Source organism: Sphingomonas sp. CCH5-D11 (assembly GCF_001557395.1).
Classification (GTDB): domain Bacteria; phylum Pseudomonadota; class Alphaproteobacteria; order Sphingomonadales; family Sphingomonadaceae; genus Sphingomonas.
Window position 1 is genome coordinate 17,852 of sequence record NZ_LSKH01000081.1, and the last position, 16,857, is coordinate 34,708.

Consider the following 16,857-nt stretch of genomic DNA (forward strand, 5'->3'; position numbering starts at 1 on the left):
CACCCCCTTCAAGGGAGCATCCCATTTCCAACCCGGTATAAGCGAAGCGTGCCCCCGTCCCGGGCTGGTCGCCCCTTGATAGAGGCAGACGGGAGACGCTGTCCCAGCCATCGGGATGGCTGGCGGTATCTCTTGCTCTAGGTGCCCTTCTCGGGTCCTACGCGTTTCCATACCTGCGGAAACGACAAACCCGCGGGACTCACGTCAACCGCGGGAGGCTGGCCATTACGCCAGCTTGATCTCGACGTCAACGCCTGCCGCGAGGTCGAGCTTCATCAGCGCGTCGACGGTCTGCGGGGTCGGCTGAACGATGTCCAGCATGCGCTTGTAGGTGCGCACCTCGAACTGCTCGCGGCTCTTCTTGTCCACGTGCGGGCCACGGTTGACCGTGAACTTCTCGATTCGCGTCGGGAGCGGGATCGGACCACGAATAAGCGCACCGGTACGTCGGGCGGTGTCGGCGATGTCGCCGGTCGCCTGGTCGAGCACACGATGATCGAACGCCTTCAGGCGAATGCGGATGTTGCTGTCCATAATCCCTACCGATGCGAAAGAGCGGGCCACGTGAACGCGGCTCTTGCTGTTCGTGAAAACTTGCGAAGGCGCGGCCAATAACCGCGCTCTCATAAAAAGGCAACCGCCCGACACACCTATTGGCGTGCCGGGCGGCAGCTTTGCGGCGAACCGCAGATCTTAGGAAAAGATCTTACTTGGTGATGCCGCTGACGACACCGGCGCCGACGGTACGGCCACCCTCACGGATCGTGAAGCGCTGGCCCACGTCCATGGCGATCGGCGCGATCAGCTTGATGCCAAGAGCGACGTTGTCGCCCGGCATCACCATCTCGGTGCCCTCAGGCAGCTCGACGGTGCCGGTCACGTCGGTCGTGCGGAAGTAGAACTGCGGACGGTAGTTGGCGAAGAACGGCGTGTGACGACCACCCTCTTCCTTCGACAGCACGTACACTTCCGACGAGAAGTCGGTGTGCGGCTTGATCGAGCCCGGCTTGCAGAGCACCTGGCCACGCTCCACCTCGTCGCGAGCGACGCCGCGGATCAGCGCGCCGACGTTGTCGCCGGCCTGGCCCTGGTCGAGCAGCTTGCGGAACATTTCCACGCCGGTGACGGTCGTCTTGCGGACTTCCGGGTGGATGCCGACGATCTCGACTTCCTCACCAACCTTGATGATGCCGGTCTCGACGCGGCCCGTAACCACCGTACCGCGACCCGAGATCGAGAACACGTCTTCGATCGGCATCATGAACGGCTTGTCGAGCGGACGCTCCGGCTGCGGGATGTAGTCGTCAACGGCCTGCATCAGCTCGAGGACGGCGTCCTTGCCGAGCTTGTCGTCCGAACCCGAGAGCGCGGCGGTTGCCGAACCCTTGATGATCGGAATGTCGTCGCCCGGGAACTCGTACGAGGACAGCAGCTCGCGAACTTCCAGCTCGACCAGCTCGAGGATTTCCTCGTCGTCGACCAGGTCGACCTTGTTCATGAACACGACCATCGCCGGCACGCCGACCTGACGGGCGAGCAGGATGTGCTCGCGGGTCTGCGGCATCGGGCCGTCGGTTGCCGACACGACCAGGATCGCGCCGTCCATCTGCGCGGCGCCGGTGATCATGTTCTTCACATAGTCGGCGTGACCCGGGCAGTCGACGTGCGCATAGTGGCGATTGCCGGTCTCATACTCGACGTGCGCGGTCGAGATGGTGATGCCGCGGGCGCGCTCTTCCGGCGCCTTGTCGATGTTCTCGAAGTCGACCTTTTCCGACAGACCCTGGTCAGCCAGAACCTTGGTGATCGCTGCGGTCAGCGAGGTTTTGCCATGGTCGACGTGACCGATGGTGCCGATGTTCAGGTGCGGCTTGGTCCGCTCAAACTTAGCCTTAGCCATTGTTGTCCTACCTTCTGGATTTCCACTTGAGCCGCACGAGGACTCGCCGTGAAGGCGGCCCCATAGCGGCTGAATTGCGGTTTCGCAAACCCTCTCCGCCACCCGACGACGCCGGATGGCGGAGAAACGGGTCAGGCCATCTTGGCCTTCACTTCGTCAGCAACGTTCTGCGGCACTTCATCATAGTGCGAGAACTGCATCGAGTAGCTGGCGCGACCCTGGGTGAAGGAGCGCAGCTGATTGACGTAGCCGAACATGTTCGCGAGCGGCACCATCGCCGTCACCGCCTGCGCGTTGCCGCGCGTGTCGGTGCCCTGGATCTGGCCACGACGCGAGTTCATGTCGCCGATCACGTCGCCGAGATAATCTTCCGGCGTCACGACCTCGACCTTCATCACCGGCTCCAGCAGGGTGATACCCGCCTTGGCCGCCGCTTCGCGCATCGCGCCGCGGGCACAGATTTCGAAGGCCAGCGCCGACGAGTCGACGTCGTGGTACGCGCCGTCCGTCAGGTGAACCTCGAAGTCGATGATCGGGAAGCCGATCAGGTGACCCGTTTCCGCGGTCTCCTTGAAGCCCTTCTCCACCGACGGGATGTACTCGCGCGGAATGTTGCCGCCCTTGATCTCGTCGAAGAACTGGTAGCCCGAACCGCGCTCACCCGGCACCAACGTCGCCTTCACGCGGCCGAACTGGCCCGAGCCGCCCGACTGCTTCTTGTGCGTATAGTCGATGTCGACCTTCTTCTTGAGGTATTCGCGATACGCCACCTGCGGCGCACCGACGTTTGCCTCAACCTTGAACTCGCGCTTCATGCGATCGACGAGGATCTCGAGGTGAAGCTCGCCCATCCCCTTGATGATCGTCTGGCCCGATTCGTGATCGGTCGACACGCGGAACGAGGGATCCTCGGCGGCCAGGCGATTGAGCGCAATGCCCATCTTCTCCTGGTCGGCCTTGGTCTTCGGCTCCACCGACAGCTCGATGACGGGCTCGGGGAACTCCATGCGCTCAAGGATGATCGGCTTGGCCGGATCGCACAGCGTATCGCCGGTCGTGGTCTCCTTGAGGCCCGCGATGGCGACGATGTCGCCAGCGCGCGCTTCCTCGATGTCCTCACGCGAGTTCGCGTGCATCAGGAGCATACGGCCGATCTTTTCCTTCTTGTCCTTCACCGAGTTCAGATAGCTGCCCTTGGTGAGGACGCCCGAGTAGATGCGGGCGAAGGTGAGCGAACCGACGAACGGGTCGTTCATGATCTTGAACGCCAGCGCCGAGAACGGAGCCTCGTCCGAAGACGGACGCTCGTCCGGCGTCTCGCCGTCGAGCTTCACGCCCTTGATGGCGGGAACGTCGAGCGGGCTCGGCAGGAAGTCGACAACCGCGTCAAGCAGGGGCTGCACGCCCTTGTTCTTGAACGCCGAGCCGCAGACCACCGGCACGAAGGACATGTTCAGCGTGCCCTTGCGGATCAGCTTCTTGAGCTCGGCCGCGGTCGGCTCGGTGCCCTCGAGATACGCCTCCATCGCCGCATCGTCCTGCTCGACGGCCAGCTCGATCAGGTCGCTGCGATACTTCGCCGCCTTCTCGGCCATGTCGTCAGGGATCGGCTGATATTCGAACTTCGCGCCCAGCGATTCCTCGAGCCAGATGATCGCGCGGTTCTCGACCAGGTCGACCAGGCCCTTGAAGCCGCCTTCCATGCCGATCGGCAAATACAGGACAGCCGGCTTCGCGCCGAGACGATCGATGATCGACTGCACGCAGAAGTAGAAATCGGCACCGGTACGGTCCAGCTTGTTGACGAAGCACATGCGCGGCACGCCGTACTTGTCAGCCTGGCGCCACACCGTCTCGGACTGCGGCTCCACGCCGGCAACGCCGTCGAAGCATGCCACAGCGCCGTCGAGCACGCGCAGCGAACGCTCGACTTCGATCGTGAAGTCGACGTGGCCCGGGGTGTCGATGATGTTGATCAGGTGCTCAGGGCCCTTGCCCTCTTCGGCCTTCCACTTGCAGGTGGTGGCAGCCGACGTGATCGTGATGCCGCGCTCCTGCTCCTGCTCCATCCAGTCCATCGTCGCGGTGCCTTCATGCACTTCGCCGATCTTGTAGGACTTGCCGGTGTAGTAGAGGATGCGCTCGGTCGTCGTCGTCTTGCCGGCGTCGATATGCGCCATGATGCCGATGTTGCGATAGAGTTCGAGCGGATGGCTGCGGGCCATGTCGGGCTTTCCTTAGCGATGTGGGGAGCAGGCCCTCGGCCGGCTCCCCACGATATAGTTCAGGTGCGTTGCGCTTCCAAGACGGAAGCCGCAGCCATTACCAGCGGTAGTGGCTGAAGGCGCGGTTCGCTTCGGCCATGCGGTGCGTGTCCTCGCGCTTCTTCACCGCGTTGCCGCGGTTGTTCGAAGCGTCGAGCAGCTCGCCCGACAGACGCGCATCCATGGTGTTCTCGCTGCGGCCGCGGGCCGCGGCGATCAGCCAGCGGATCGCCAGTGCCTGCGCGCGCTCCGGACGAACCTCGACCGGCACCTGATAGGTCGCACCACCGACACGGCGGCTGCGGACCTCGATGCCCGGCTTGATGTTGTTCAGCGCGTCATGAAACACGCCCAGCGGGTCACGCTTGGCGCGGGTCTCGACGGTGGTCAGCGCGGAATAGACGATTCCTTCCGCGACGGACTTCTTGCCGTCCAGCATCACCGAATTCATGAACTTCGACAGAACCTCATCCCCGTAAACGGGATCAGGCAGGATTTCCCGCTTCTCGGGACGACGACGACGTGCCATCTGATATCTTCCTTCTAAACTTCAGCCGTATTGGTCGAACGTAAAAAGCCGACCGGCTTACTTCGGACGCTTCGCGCCGTACTTGGAACGGGACTGGCGACGGTCCTTGACGCCCTGCGTGTCGAGCACGCCGCGCAGCACGTGGTAGCGCACGCCCGGAAGGTCGCGCACACGGCCGCCGCGGATCAGCACCACCGAGTGCTCCTGCAGGTTGTGGCCTTCACCCGGGATGTAGCTGATGACTTCGCGCTGGTTGGTCAGGCGAACCTTGGCCACCTTGCGGAGTGCCGAGTTCGGCTTCTTCGGGGTCGTCGTATAGACACGGGTGCAGACGCCGCGCTTCTGCGGGTTCTGCTCCATCGCAGGGACCTTGCTCTTGGCCTTCTGCGGTTCGCGGCCCTTGCGGACCAGCTGGTTGATCGTCGGCATTGAAGCCTTCACCTTTCGTCTAGGTTACTTTGCTGGAGCCCTGACAGCACTTGGAATACGAAAAGGACCTTGGGGCGGCCGCATGTCAGCCTCCCGGGTCCTCTAAGCATCCAGCAATGTTCAAGCTTGCCCGGACGGGCGGACCCGACGCGAACGGGGGCGCCTATACGCGGGGAGTCGCGGAGGGTCAATGGTGAGGACGGGGCACCTCCCACTCTCGTTCGGCCCGATCAACGCTGAGCGACATGCCACACCCAGGAGCGCTTGCTGCCCATGCCTTGACGGCGCTCATCACAAACGGAAGGGTTCAGCGCTCAGCCGATCGTCGTCAGCAGCGTCGTCTCGAACCGGGCGGCATCCTCCACCTGCGGCGAATGGCCAAGGCCCTCCAGGCGAATCAGCGTGCCCTTGGGCATCTTGCGCACGGCATCGGGCGCGACCAGCGGGATCGCTTTCAGGAACTGTTGCAGCGAGGCCGGCGCCTGGGCACGGCCGAACGCCGTCTTGTCCAGTGTGCCGACGATCACCGTCGTTGCCGGCTTGATGCGATAAAGCTCGTGCGCGACCGGCTGGGTGCGGATCATTTCGCTGGTCTTCGCTTGGGCAAGCGCCACCGTGTCTCGCCCCTGCCCCGCATACATGCCCGCGAGCATCCACACCCAGCGATCGTACGGCGCCTTCCAGGTGTCGTGATAATAGTTCTTCTGCTGATACGCCTTGATCGAGGCGTAGCTGGTCTTCTTCTCGCCCGCCCAGAGCGTATCCACATCGGTGTAGGGCACGCCCTCTTCAGACCGGTCGACCAGCCCCAGGGGGTTGACCAGCACCAGGCGATCCACCGCTTCCGGGAACATGATGGCATAGCGCATCGCCAGCATGCCGCCCATCGAGTGGCCGACCACCGTCGCCCTGGCAACACCGCGTGAGGCGAGCAGGCGCTTGGTGTGCGTTGCCAGCATGGCGAAGCTGTATTGCGCCGCGCGCGGCTTGGAGGATTTGCAGAAGCCGATCTGGTCGGGGATGATCACGCGATAGCCCGCGCCGGTCAGCGCGCGCGCCGTCGAGCCCCAGGTGGCGCCGCAGAAGTTCTTGCCATGCAGCAGCACGACGGTGCGTCCGTTGGGTCGCTGCGCCGCCAGATCCATGAACGCCATGGTCGCGGGCTGGCCCGCCACGTCAACGGTCATCGTCTGCACCGGCCAGGGATAGGTGAAGCGCTCGAGATTGGGACCGAAATCGGGTTCGGGAGGGGTCGCGCCCATCAGCATCGCCGCGCCCGCCAATGCACCGATCACCTGCCATGCCCGCATCGTTCCGCGCCCCTTTGCTCAAGCTTTACGCCCGTTAACCACGTTTTGCGGCTGGTGCTATGGCTTGAGCGGGTCGTGGCCCCAATTCATGAGCGAATAGCGCCAGTTGCTATGCTCCTTGTCCTCTTCCGGGCCACCCTGCGCCATGTGGCGGCGAACATAGCCCACCACCTTCTTCATGTGCGCATAATCATCGTCGGTCAGATCGGCCTTCTTGGTGCGCTTGATCGCGACGATCCTGCGGCCAGAGGCGTGGCCGACGCTTTCACCCTCGCCCTGCCCGTCCTCGCCCTTCCAGCCGACGCGCTTGGACTCCGCCGTGTCGAGAAATTTCTCGATCTCGGCCGGCGGCATGTTCACCGCCTCGTTGAAATCCTTGTAGATCTGCTCGCGATCATTGTCGGCCATCGGCATGCTCCTTCACGCCGATGAACCGACGAGGACAGCTCCGGGTTCAGTCGACCCGCGCGCCGCCCTTGATCACGGCAACCGGGCGCTCCAGCACGGTCACGTCGGCGAGGGGATCGCCGGCCACCGCCACCATGTCGCCGTATCGGCCGATCGCAATCGCACCGACGTCTCTGCTGCGGCCGAGCGCCTCGGCAGCGGTGACGGTGGCAGCGCGGATCGCCTGGAGCGGCGTCATGCCATATTGGACCATGACGCGGAACTGCTTGCCGGCATCCTTGTGCGGCATGACGCCAGCGTCGGTGCCGAACACCATCTTCACGCCGGCCGCATTTGCCTTGCGGAAATTGTCGCGCTGGATCTGCGCCACTTCGCGATCCTTGCGAAGATTGTCCTCCAGCACGCCATTCTTCGCGCCTTCGGCCTGGGTATATTCGGTGTTGTAGATGTCCATCGACAGATAGGCGCCGCGCTCCTTGGCAAGGCGGATGCCTTCGTCGTCGATCAGGCTGGCGTGCTCGATCGTGTCGATGCCGGCGCGGATCGCGGCCTTGATCCCAGCGGCGCCATGCGCATGCGCGGCGGTCTTCAGCCCCCATTGATGCGCCTCGTCCGCGATCGCGCGCAATTCGCCCTCGGACAGCTGCTGCTGGCCAGGCTCGGTATTGTGGCTGAACACACCGCCGGTTGCGCAGACCTTGATCACCGCGGCGCCATATTTGCGCTGCTGACGAACGTGGGTGCGCAGCTCATCGGGCGTGTCGCCGACCGCCTTGCCGCGCTGGTTGAAGCTGGGCGGAAAGAACGTGCTGTCGCAATGCCCACCTGTCGCCGACAGGGCATGCGCCGCGGGCACGATGCGCGGGCCGATCATCAGCCCCTCCTCGATTGCCTGCTTGTAGGCGACGTCGTTGAAATTCTCCGAGCCGACGTTGCGCACGGTGGTGAAGCCGGCGCGCAGCATCGCCGCCGCATTGCCCACGCCCTGCACTGCCCAGAAATTGTCGGTGAACTGCAGCCCCGTATAGCCACCGTATAGCGGCGTGCTGTCGAGATGGACGTGCATGTCGATAAGGCCGGGGACAAGCGTCACGTCGCCGAGGTCGAGCCGCTTGGCATCCGCCGGCGGCGTGCCACCGATGGCGGTGATGCGCCCATCAGTGACGGTGATCGTCGGTCGCTGGACGATGGCCCCCTTCTCGACATCAAGCATCCGGGCGGCGGTCACGACCACCGTCTCGGCGGCAGCAGGAACGGCCGCCATGACAGCAGCGGCGGCAAGCAGCATCGACTTCAAAGAACACCCCCCATGGCGTCCATGACGCGGTGATACTCACTCGCGGCGCGGACGATATCAACGAAGAACCCGATCCACATCGCCATCAGCAACGCGGTGGAAACCAGATAGGCGAAGAAGCGCCATTGCACCTTCTTCGGCCCGATGTGGATAAAGCTGTGGATAACCCGTGCAAGAACGAACAGCCATGCAAGCGTCACCTGAATGTAGTTGGCCTGCGCGGTAAGGATCAGCAGCGGAACCAGCGCAAAATAGAGCACCGGCATCTCGAACAGATTGGCCAGATTGTTCGCCGGCATCTCGACCGGCCGGAAGTAGCGCAGCGCCGCCTCGCCGTTCACGAAATCGTCAGCCCGCGGCGGGTTGCGACGCATATGGCTCATGCGCTGGAAGAAGAGCGTGAACCATACGGCGAAGACCAGCGCCACCAATGCAAATGTCGGCCAGAGAATGTCGAGTATCGCCATATTTCGCCCCCTTTGGTGCTGAAGCATGGCGCGGATTGGGGGCGCGGGGAAGAGGCTCGTGCCGTCGATCAGGGTCGTGCGGGCGGCCGCGCCAAACGCCACGCCGTTCCGTCCTTGCGCCGGGATCCAAGGTACCGCCCAGCCCGGAGGTCGTGTGAGACCCTGCCCTCACCTCCCGGCATGCCGGCCCCGTCATGCCGGCCCCCTCATGCCGGCCTTGTGCCGGCATCCAGCGTTCGGCGAACACCCATAATCTGATGTGCGGACGGCTGGGTGCCAGGACGGGCCCGGCATGACGATCGTGGCTTGGCGATGTCGTGCGACTTGTTGAAGCTAGCGCCCACAGAACTTCGCGTTCCGGCCCACCACCGGCACGACGCTGCCACGCTTACTTAAGCGGGACGATCACCTCGTCAGGGTGCGCGACGTTCAGTTCGCGGCGCACCAGTTCATCGACCATGTCTGGATTGGCATGGCGCGGATCGAGCAGGGCGACGCGGTTGCGCAGCTTCTCGCGCTTATGGTCGAGCGCCGCATAATAGAGCTCACGCTTCGCCACCTGGCGCTTGTAATCCCCGAACGCCAGCAGGCCGTTCGCGCCAAGCACCGCATAGCCGCCGAAGAACGCCATTACCAACAACGCCGCCGCCGGCCATGCGGCCCGCTTGAGGACGGCGGGAAAGGATGAGGGCTTGCGGCGGTTCACTCTTAGATTCTCGCCGAAAGCCCCCGTGAATTCAAGGGATTTTAGCGCGTGCGCAGCACATCCCGGCCAGCATAGGCAGCAACCGTTCCCAGCTCCTCCTCGATGCGGATGAGCTGGTTGTATTTCGCGAGCCGGTCCGACCGCGCGAGGCTGCCCGTCTTGATCTGCCCGCAATTCGTGGCCACCGCGAGATCGGCGATCGTCGCATCCTCGGTCTCGCCCGAACGATGGCTCATTACGGCGGTATAGCCGGCGCGCTCGGCCACCCGGATCGCCTCAAGCGTTTCGGACAAGGTGCCGATCTGATTGACCTTCACCAGTAGCGAATTGGCGAGCCCACGCGAGATGCCGTCCCGCAGGCGCGCCGGGTTGGTCACGAACAGATCGTCGCCGACCAGCTGGACCTTGCCGCCCACTGCATCGGTCAGCGCCTTCCAGCCCTCGAAATCGTCTTCCGCCATGCCGTCCTCGATTGAGAGGATCGGATAGCGCGCGACCAGGTCGGCAAGATAATCGGCCATGGCGCCCGGTTCGAGCGTGAGGTTCTCGCCGGAGATGACGTACTTGCCGTCCTTGAAGAACTCGGTTGCGGCGCAATCAAGCGCCAGCATGACGTCCTCACCCGGGGTGTAACCAGCCTTTTCGATCGACTGCATGATGAAGTCGAGCGCGTCGGTGGTGCTGGCCAGGTTCGGCGCAAAGCCACCCTCGTCGCCCACAGCCGTCGCCAGGCCCTTTTCGTGCAGGCCCTTCTTGAGCGTGTGAAAGATTTCCGAACCGCAGCGAACCGCCTCAAGGATGCTGTCCGCACCCACCGGCATGATCATGAATTCCTGGAAGTCGATCGGATTGTCAGCATGTTCGCCGCCATTGATGATATTCATCATCGGCACCGGCAGGACATGCGCGCCGACCCCGCCGACGTAGCGATAGAGCGGCAGGCCACGCGCGTCCGCCGCCGCCTTCGCCACCGCCAGGCTGACGCCCAGGATCGCATTGGCGCCCAGCCGCCCCTTGTTCTCGGTGCCGTCCAGCTCGATCAGCGCAGCGTCGATCTCGATCTGGTCCTCGGCCTCAAGCCCGCGGATGGTGTCGGCAATCTCACCGTTCACCGCCTCGACCGCATTGTCCACGCCCTTGCCGAGCCAGCGGCTCTTGTCGCCATCACGCTTCTCGACCGCTTCGTGTGCGCCGGTCGATGCGCCCGACGGCACGGCTGCCCGACCGAAGCTGCCGTCTTCCAGGAACACGTCGACTTCCACCGTGGGATTACCGCGGCTGTCGATGATCTGACGGCCCTGCAGGTCGATGATTGCGGTCACGTAATGATCCTTCTACGATGGCGAAGTCGGGTTCGCCATGCCCGATAACGAGCCCGGAGCGCTGCGGCAATTCGGGATGGAACCCCGATGCGCACAGCGGGGTTTTCCCGATCGATCAAGGAAGGATTCTTCGATGGCCGACGACACCCCCAAGCCAATGACCGACAAGGACGTCGCGCCCGTGGTCGCCGATCCGTTTGCTGCGACGGACGCGCTCCAACCGAGTGACCCGCTGAAGGGCAAGGACAGCGACGCCGGCGATCCACTGGCAAACCCTTCGACCGCCAGCACGAGCGCCGGCGGCGGGAGCAGCGGCCAGACGGGCGGCACCACCAACGACGGTGGATCAACGTCCGCTCGCCAGGCGCTCAGCGACGGCATCGTCAAGCTGAAGAGCGAAGCCGGCGATCGCGCGCGCACCTATGCCGATCAGGGCAAGACCAAGGCGACGGGCGCGCTCGACCAGCTGGTGTCGATGCTCCACGATGCCGCCGGTCAGGTCGATGAAAAGCTGGGCGAGCAATATGGGCAATATGCCCGCAGCGCTGCCGAGCAGGTGCAGGGCTTTTCGTCCTCGCTGAACGACCGCAGCGTTGAGGAGCTGCTGGACGACGCCCGTGATCTCGTGCGCAAGAGCCCGGCGGCGGCGCTCGGCGTCGCGGCAGCGGTGGGCTTTGTGGCGGCCCGCCTTGTCTCTTCCGGGCTCGACCATCGCGACAAGGCATAAACCTGATGTTGCTGGAAAGAGCCGGCGCACAGGACACGGGTATCAGCCAGCTTGTATCGCAGCTCGCTGGCGACGCGAAGGAGGCGGCGCAGGCTGAGGTCGCGTTGGTCAAGGCACGCGCCGGCTTTGCCGTTACGCGCTACAAATGGGCTGCGGTATATTTCGGCGCGGCCGGCGTGCTGGCATTTGCCGGGCTCATCGCGCTGTTGGTGGGCCTCATCATGTCACTGGCCACCCTGATTGGTCCGGGATGGGCCACGTTGGCAGTGGTGCTGGGCGTAATCGGCATTGCGGGCGTGCTCGGCCTGCTGGGCAAGGCGCAACTGGCGCGGAAGGTGACGTCTTGAGCAGCGATCCGCAGGCGGCAACCGTCGCCCTGGCAGAGCAGCGGGCGGCCGCCGCGCGCGAGCGACTGACAGACAGCCTCGCTACCTTGCAAGCGCGCCTCAGCCCGCGCGTTGTAGCGCGCGACGCCGTCGAAAACCTTCAGGAAAGCGGGGAGAAGGTGCTGCGCGCCGGTGTTCAGCGCGCCCGAGCCCATCCGGATCACATGGTCTGGGGTGCCGCGCTGGTGATCGCCTGGCTCACCCGTCGACAGATTGCGGCAGCGCTCGGCCGAAAGCGGCCGAAACAGGCCGAAACCGCCGCGCAGCTAGCGCGTTCAATCCCCGGTGACTGGCCGCAGATGGCCGAGAGGAACAACAGATGACCGACGCTCATAACAAGACAGCCGGCACGAACGGCGGCAATGACCAGCAGGAAACGCTGCGCGACCGCGCGACTCACGCTTATGAGAACGCCGTCGCGCGCGCCGGAGAGACCGCCGATCACTCGCGCGAGGCAGTGCGTGACGCCGCCCACCAGGCGGGTGACTTCGTGGAAAGCAACCCCCTAGGCGTCCTGGCAGGCGGTCTCGCACTCGGTGCCCTGGTCGGTGCACTGCTGCCCCGCAGCGAGCGCGAAAAGCAGCTGCTAGCGCCCGTCGGCAAGAAGGTCGGCATGGCTGCGGTTGCGGCGTTTGCGGCCGCCAAGGAAGCCGGAAAGGGCGAGCTCGAAGGGCTTGGCCTGACCAAGGACGGCGCGCAGGAGAAGGCAAAGTCGCTGCTCCAGGGCGTTGCTACGGCAGCGTCGCATGCCGGTAGTGCGGCAGCAGAGGCCGGACGCGAGCATATCAAAACGGCGCATTGAAGGGTTCAAACCCGGGCGCCTAGACAGTAAGGGAGCCGCCATGAGCAAGCTTCACCTCGTCTTCGGCGGTCGGGTTTCCGACCCGCGCACCCTTGATTTCGCCGATCTGAAATCGATCGACATCGTGGGTGTGTTTCCAGATTTCGCGTCGGCTGAAAAGGCTTGGCGCGCTGCCGCGCAGCGCACCGTCGATGACGCGGAAATGAAGTATGTGGTGGTGCACCTGCACCGCCTGCTCGAACCGGACCTCCTGAAGCCCGCTGCTCAGTAAGTTCGGCTCAGAAGGCGCCGTTCGCCTCGCGGCGAACAACGCGCCCTACGGCTCACACCTAACATCCCGGCCCAGGGCCGGGATGCACATTCTGAAGAAACCTGCCGCCTCTCCGACGCGCGATGATCGCTGCGGCGGACCGCGGCCTCAGATGAACTCGATCTTTGAGACGACGTAATAGCGGTCGCCGGCCGGCACCGACACTTCCACCTCGTCATCGACGCTACGCCCGATCAGCGCGCGCCCCATGGGAGAGTTGTAGCTGATCCGCCCGGACTTGGCATCCGCCTCGGTCTGACCGACGATCTGATACTTGATTGGCTTGTCGTCCTCATCGAGCAGCGTGACGGTCGCGCCGAATACCACCTTGTCACCCGACAGGTCGCGCGGATCAATGATTTGCGCACGCGACAGCTTGTCCTCGATATCGGCGATGGTCGCCTCAATCTGGCCCTGCCGCTCCTTGGCGGCATGATATTCGGCGTTCTCGGACAAATCGCCATGGGCACGTGCTTCCTCGATCGCATCTACGATCTGAGGCCGTTCGATCTTCAGCCGTTTCAGTTCTGCATTCAGCTTCTCATAGCCTTCCTGCAGCATCGGCATCTTCTCGACGGTCGCCATCGCGCCTTATCCTTCGTCCAAACCTTGAACCCCGAGCGACCCTTCCGGGTCGCTTCGCACGTCATCGTAAATTGTCGGGGGTCAATTGTGCGGTTGCGAATAATAGGATTGAAGCGGCCGTACTTCAAGGTTTCGCGTGGCAGATCCAATTGCCTTGGCCGCCTGCAGGCTGGCCTGCGCGGTCGTGAAGTAGGGGATCTTCTGGTTTACCGCAGATGCACGGATCGGCTGGGAGTCCTTCAGGCTCTGCCACCCTTCCGTCGTGTTGAAGATCAAGCCGATATCGCCGTCCTTGATCCGGTCAACGATGTGCGGCCGACCCTGCGCGACCTTGTTCACCAGTTCCACCGGCAGCCCTGCGCGCTGCAGGTGATCGGCGGTGCCGCCGGTCGCGACGATGGTGAAGCCGGCATCGACCAGCTCACGGATCGCCGGGACGATTGCCGCCTTGTCGCCGTCCTTCACGCTGACGAACATGGCGCCGCTGGTCGGCAGCACGTTGCCGGCGGCCAGCTGTGACTTGGCAAAGGCGGTCGTGAAATCGCGATCGATCCCCATCACTTCGCCGGTGGACTTCATTTCCGGCGAGAGCACCGGATCGATCCCGGGGAAGCGGTTGAACGGGAACACCGCCTCCTTCACCGCGACATAGTCGATGTGACGGTCGATCCGCGGCAGATCCTTCAGCTTCTCGCCGGCCATTACGCGCGCGGCGATCTTGGCGATGGGCGCGCCGATTGCCTTGGCGACGAACGGCACCGTTCGGCTGGCGCGCGGGTTCACCTCGATGAGGTAAACCTTGCCGTCCTTCACCGCGAACTGGATGTTCATCAGGCCGCGCACGCCAAGGCCACGCGCCAGCGCCTCTGCCTGACGCTCGATCTCGGCAATGATCTCGGCCGGCAGCGAATAGGGCGGGATCGAACAGGCGCTGTCGCCCGAGTGCACGCCGGCTTCCTCGATATGCTGCAGCACGCCAGCCACCACGACATCGTCGCCGTCGCAGATTGCGTCCACGTCCACCTCGATGGCATCGCGCAGATACTGGTCGATCAGCACCGGCGCGTCGCCCGACACCTGAACCGCGGTCTGGATATAATCCTCCAGCTGCTGCGGCCCGTCGACGATCTCCATCGCGCGCCCACCCAGCACGAAGCTGGGCCGCATCAGCACCGGATAGCCGACGCGCTCGGCCACGGTCAGCGCTTCCTCGCGGCTGCGGGCGATGCCGTTCTTGGGCTGGAGCAGGCGAAGCCTGTCGACCAGCGCAGCGAACTGCTCGCGATCTTCCGCCAGGTCGATCGCGGAGGGCGACGTGCCAAGGATCGGGATCCCCGCCGCCTCGATCGCGCGTGCCAGATTGAGCGGCGTCTGCCCGCCGAACTGCACGATCACGCCGACCAGCTCGCCCTTCGACTGTTCGACATGCAGGATTTCCAGAACGTCTTCGGCCGTCAGCGGCTCGAAATAGAGCCGATCCGACGTGTCATAGTCGGTGCTAACCGTCTCCGGATTGCAATTGACCATGATCGTCTCGAAGCCTGCATCCGCCAGCGCGAAACAGGCGTGGCAGCAGCAATAGTCGAATTCGATCCCCTGCCCGATCCGGTTCGGCCCGCCGCCCAGGATCGCGATCTTGCGCCGTTCGGACGGCAGCGCCTCGTTTTCCGGCTCGCCGAAGGTCGGCGCCTCATAGGTCGAGTACATGTACGGCGTCTTGGCGTCGAATTCCGCCGCGCAGGTGTCGATGCGCTTGAAGACGGGGCGCACGCCGAGCTTGTGGCGATGCTCGCGCACCTCCTGCTCAGTCACGCCGCCCGTCATGGCCTTCACCGCCTCGTGGATGAGGCCGGACCCTTGCGCGATACCGCGGCGCATGCCCCGGAGGTTGGCGGACTGAAGTGCAAGCCAGGCCAGGCGTTTGTCGGAAAAGCCCATCGCCTTCAGGCGGCGCATGCCGGCCGGATCGATCGGCAGGCCGTTGCGGCAAACCTCTTCCTCCGCCCGCACGATCTCTTCGATCCGCTCCAGGAACCAAGGATCGTATTTGGCGATCGCGTGCACCTCGGCGACGGTGAAGCCCTCCCGCAGCGCCTGGGCGGCCACCAGCAGGCGGTCGGGCGAGGCCACGGCAAGCGCCGCCTCGATCTCGGCTCGCGGCGCACCAACCAGCCGCTCGACACGGTCGAAGCCGCTGAGGCCCGTCTCCAGACCGCGCAGCGCCTTCTGCATCGATTCGTGGATATTGCGCCCGATCGCCATCACTTCCCCGACGCTTTTCATCGCGGTCGACAGCACGGCTTCCGCACCCTTGAACTTCTCAAAGGCAAAACGCGGAATCTTGGTGACGACATAATCGATCGTCGGCTCGAACGACGCCGGGGTCGCCCCCGTGATGTCATTCTCGATCTCGTCGAGCGTATAGCCCACCGCCAGCTTCGCTGCGACCTTGGCGATCGGGAAGCCGGTCGCCTTGGAGGCGAGCGCCGAGGACCGCGACACGCGCGGGTTCATCTCGATCACGATCAGCCGGCCGTCCTTCGGATTCACCGCGAACTGGACGTTCGACCCGCCCGTCTCCACGCCGATCTCGCGCAGCACCGCGATGCTGGCGTTGCGCATGATCTGATATTCCTTGTCGGTCAGCGTCAGCGCCGGCGCGACGGTGATCGAATCGCCCGTATGGACGCCCATCGGATCGACATTCTCGATCGAGCAGATGATGATGCAATTGTCCGCCCGGTCGCGGACCACCTCCATTTCATATTCCTTCCAGCCGAGCAGCGACTCCTCGATCAGCACCTCGGTGGTCGGCGAGGCATCCAGCCCCTTGCGCACGATCTCCAGGAATTCCTCGCGGTTATACGCGACGCCGCCGCCGGTGCCGCCCAAAGTGAACGACGGACGAATGATCGCCGGCAGCCCGGTGACCTCGAGCCCGGCGAGCGCCTCCGCCTCGGTATGCGCGACTACCGAACGGGCGCTTTCCAGCCCGATCTTGTCCATCGCATCGCGGAACTTCTGCCGATCCTCGGCCTTGTCGATCGCCTCCGCATCGGCGCCGATCATGGTAACGCCGAACTTCTCCAGCGTACCGTCGCGGAACAGCGCCAGTGCGGTGTTCAGCGCGGTCTGGCCACCCATCGTCGGGAGGACGGCGTCGGGCCGCTCCTTTTCGATGATCTTTGCCACGATCTCCGGCGTGATCGGCTCCACATAGGTGGCGTCGGCGAGCTCGGGATCGGTCATGATCGTTGCCGGATTCGAATTGACCAGGACGATGCGATAGCCCTCTTCCTTCAGCGCCTTGATCGCCTGCGTGCCCGAATAATCGAACTCGCACGCCTGGCCGATCACGATCGGACCCGCGCCAATGACGAGGATGGAGGAGATGTCGGTGCGCTTGGGCATTATG

The 16,857-nt window shown here is 64.2% G+C and carries 18 protein-coding genes; 5 read left to right on the forward strand and 13 right to left on the reverse strand.

All coding sequences use genetic code 11. The annotated features are described in order from the left end of the window. Positions 1 to 225: 225 nt before the first annotated feature. The 11 genes from rpsJ to eno form a co-directional block, all read right to left on the reverse strand. On the reverse strand, positions 226 to 537 hold the full coding sequence (gene rpsJ / locus AX702_RS04780) for a 30S ribosomal protein S10 (RefSeq protein ID WP_443026283.1): 312 nt from the start codon (positions 535 to 537) through the stop codon (positions 226 to 228). 169 nt (positions 538 to 706) lie between these two features. Continuing rightward, entirely contained in the window at positions 707 to 1,900 is a 1,194-nt protein-coding gene (gene tuf / locus AX702_RS04785; protein WP_066776798.1) for an elongation factor Tu, read from the reverse strand. 131 nt (positions 1,901 to 2,031) lie between these two features. Beyond that, complete coding sequence (gene fusA, locus AX702_RS04790) at positions 2,032 to 4,125, reverse strand: elongation factor G (RefSeq protein ID WP_066776801.1); 2,094 nt, start codon at positions 4,123 to 4,125, stop codon at positions 2,032 to 2,034. A 97-nt stretch (positions 4,126 to 4,222) separates the two neighbouring features. Further along, positions 4,223 to 4,693 carry a 30S ribosomal protein S7 gene (rpsG, locus tag AX702_RS04795; RefSeq protein ID WP_066776806.1) on the reverse strand — a complete coding sequence of 157 codons (471 nt, stop codon included), beginning with the start codon at positions 4,691 to 4,693 and terminating at the stop codon, positions 4,223 to 4,225. A gap of 57 nt (positions 4,694 to 4,750) precedes the next feature. Further along, entirely contained in the window at positions 4,751 to 5,122 is a 372-nt protein-coding gene (gene rpsL / locus AX702_RS04800) for a 30S ribosomal protein S12 (protein ID WP_029936467.1), read from the reverse strand. Positions 5,123 to 5,436: 314 nt separating this feature from the next. Further along, on the reverse strand, positions 5,437 to 6,432 hold the full coding sequence (locus AX702_RS04805) for an alpha/beta fold hydrolase (RefSeq protein WP_066776808.1): 996 nt from the start codon (positions 6,430 to 6,432) through the stop codon (positions 5,437 to 5,439). A gap of 57 nt (positions 6,433 to 6,489) precedes the next feature. Continuing rightward, positions 6,490 to 6,840: a DUF3140 domain-containing protein gene (locus tag AX702_RS04810; protein ID WP_066777087.1), complete on the reverse strand. Its 351-nt coding sequence runs from the start codon at positions 6,838 to 6,840 to the stop codon at positions 6,490 to 6,492. 46 nt (positions 6,841 to 6,886) lie between these two features. Next, positions 6,887 to 8,128: a Xaa-Pro dipeptidase gene (locus AX702_RS04815; protein ID WP_082745986.1), complete on the reverse strand. Its 1,242-nt coding sequence runs from the start codon at positions 8,126 to 8,128 to the stop codon at positions 6,887 to 6,889. A gap of 5 nt (positions 8,129 to 8,133) precedes the next feature. Continuing rightward, complete coding sequence (locus tag AX702_RS04820) at positions 8,134 to 8,604, reverse strand: MAPEG family protein (RefSeq protein WP_177179055.1); 471 nt, start codon at positions 8,602 to 8,604, stop codon at positions 8,134 to 8,136. Between the two features lie 388 nt (positions 8,605 to 8,992). After that, positions 8,993 to 9,310, reverse strand: a complete 318-nt coding sequence (locus AX702_RS04825) for a septum formation initiator family protein (RefSeq protein WP_066776816.1) — start codon at positions 9,308 to 9,310, stop codon at positions 8,993 to 8,995. Between the two features lie 41 nt (positions 9,311 to 9,351). Further along, complete coding sequence (gene eno / locus AX702_RS04830) at positions 9,352 to 10,632, reverse strand: phosphopyruvate hydratase (protein ID WP_066776819.1); 1,281 nt, start codon at positions 10,630 to 10,632, stop codon at positions 9,352 to 9,354. 133 nt (positions 10,633 to 10,765) lie between these two features. Between eno and AX702_RS04835 the strand changes: the two genes are divergently transcribed. Genes AX702_RS04835 through AX702_RS04855 form a run of 5 tightly spaced genes read left to right on the forward strand, consistent with a single transcriptional unit; the run spans position 10,766 to position 12,818 of the window. Next, positions 10,766 to 11,359, forward strand: a complete 594-nt coding sequence (locus AX702_RS04835) for a hypothetical protein (protein WP_231731724.1) — start codon at positions 10,766 to 10,768, stop codon at positions 11,357 to 11,359. 5 nt (positions 11,360 to 11,364) lie between these two features. After that, positions 11,365 to 11,706: a phage holin family protein gene (locus tag AX702_RS04840; RefSeq protein ID WP_066776821.1), complete on the forward strand. Its 342-nt coding sequence runs from the start codon at positions 11,365 to 11,367 to the stop codon at positions 11,704 to 11,706. Further along, positions 11,703 to 12,068: a hypothetical protein gene (locus AX702_RS04845; RefSeq protein WP_066776822.1), complete on the forward strand. Its 366-nt coding sequence runs from the start codon at positions 11,703 to 11,705 to the stop codon at positions 12,066 to 12,068. Before AX702_RS04840 ends, AX702_RS04845 begins: the two co-directional genes overlap by 4 nt. Then, complete coding sequence (locus AX702_RS04850; protein ID WP_066776827.1) at positions 12,065 to 12,547, forward strand: DUF883 family protein; 483 nt, start codon at positions 12,065 to 12,067, stop codon at positions 12,545 to 12,547. Before AX702_RS04845 ends, AX702_RS04850 begins: the two co-directional genes overlap by 4 nt. 40 nt (positions 12,548 to 12,587) lie before the next feature. Then, positions 12,588 to 12,818: a DUF4170 domain-containing protein gene (locus AX702_RS04855; RefSeq protein ID WP_066776830.1), complete on the forward strand. Its 231-nt coding sequence runs from the start codon at positions 12,588 to 12,590 to the stop codon at positions 12,816 to 12,818. A gap of 147 nt (positions 12,819 to 12,965) precedes the next feature. Here AX702_RS04855 and greA read toward each other — a convergent pair whose 3' ends face one another. Beyond that, positions 12,966 to 13,442: a transcription elongation factor GreA gene (gene greA / locus AX702_RS04860; protein WP_066776833.1), complete on the reverse strand. Its 477-nt coding sequence runs from the start codon at positions 13,440 to 13,442 to the stop codon at positions 12,966 to 12,968. Positions 13,443 to 13,523: 81 nt separating this feature from the next. Next, positions 13,524 to 16,853 (reverse strand): carbamoyl-phosphate synthase large subunit, encoded by a 3,330-nt coding sequence (gene carB / locus AX702_RS04865; protein ID WP_066776836.1) that lies wholly within the window; start codon positions 16,851 to 16,853, stop codon positions 13,524 to 13,526. Positions 16,854 to 16,857 lie beyond the last annotated feature (4 nt).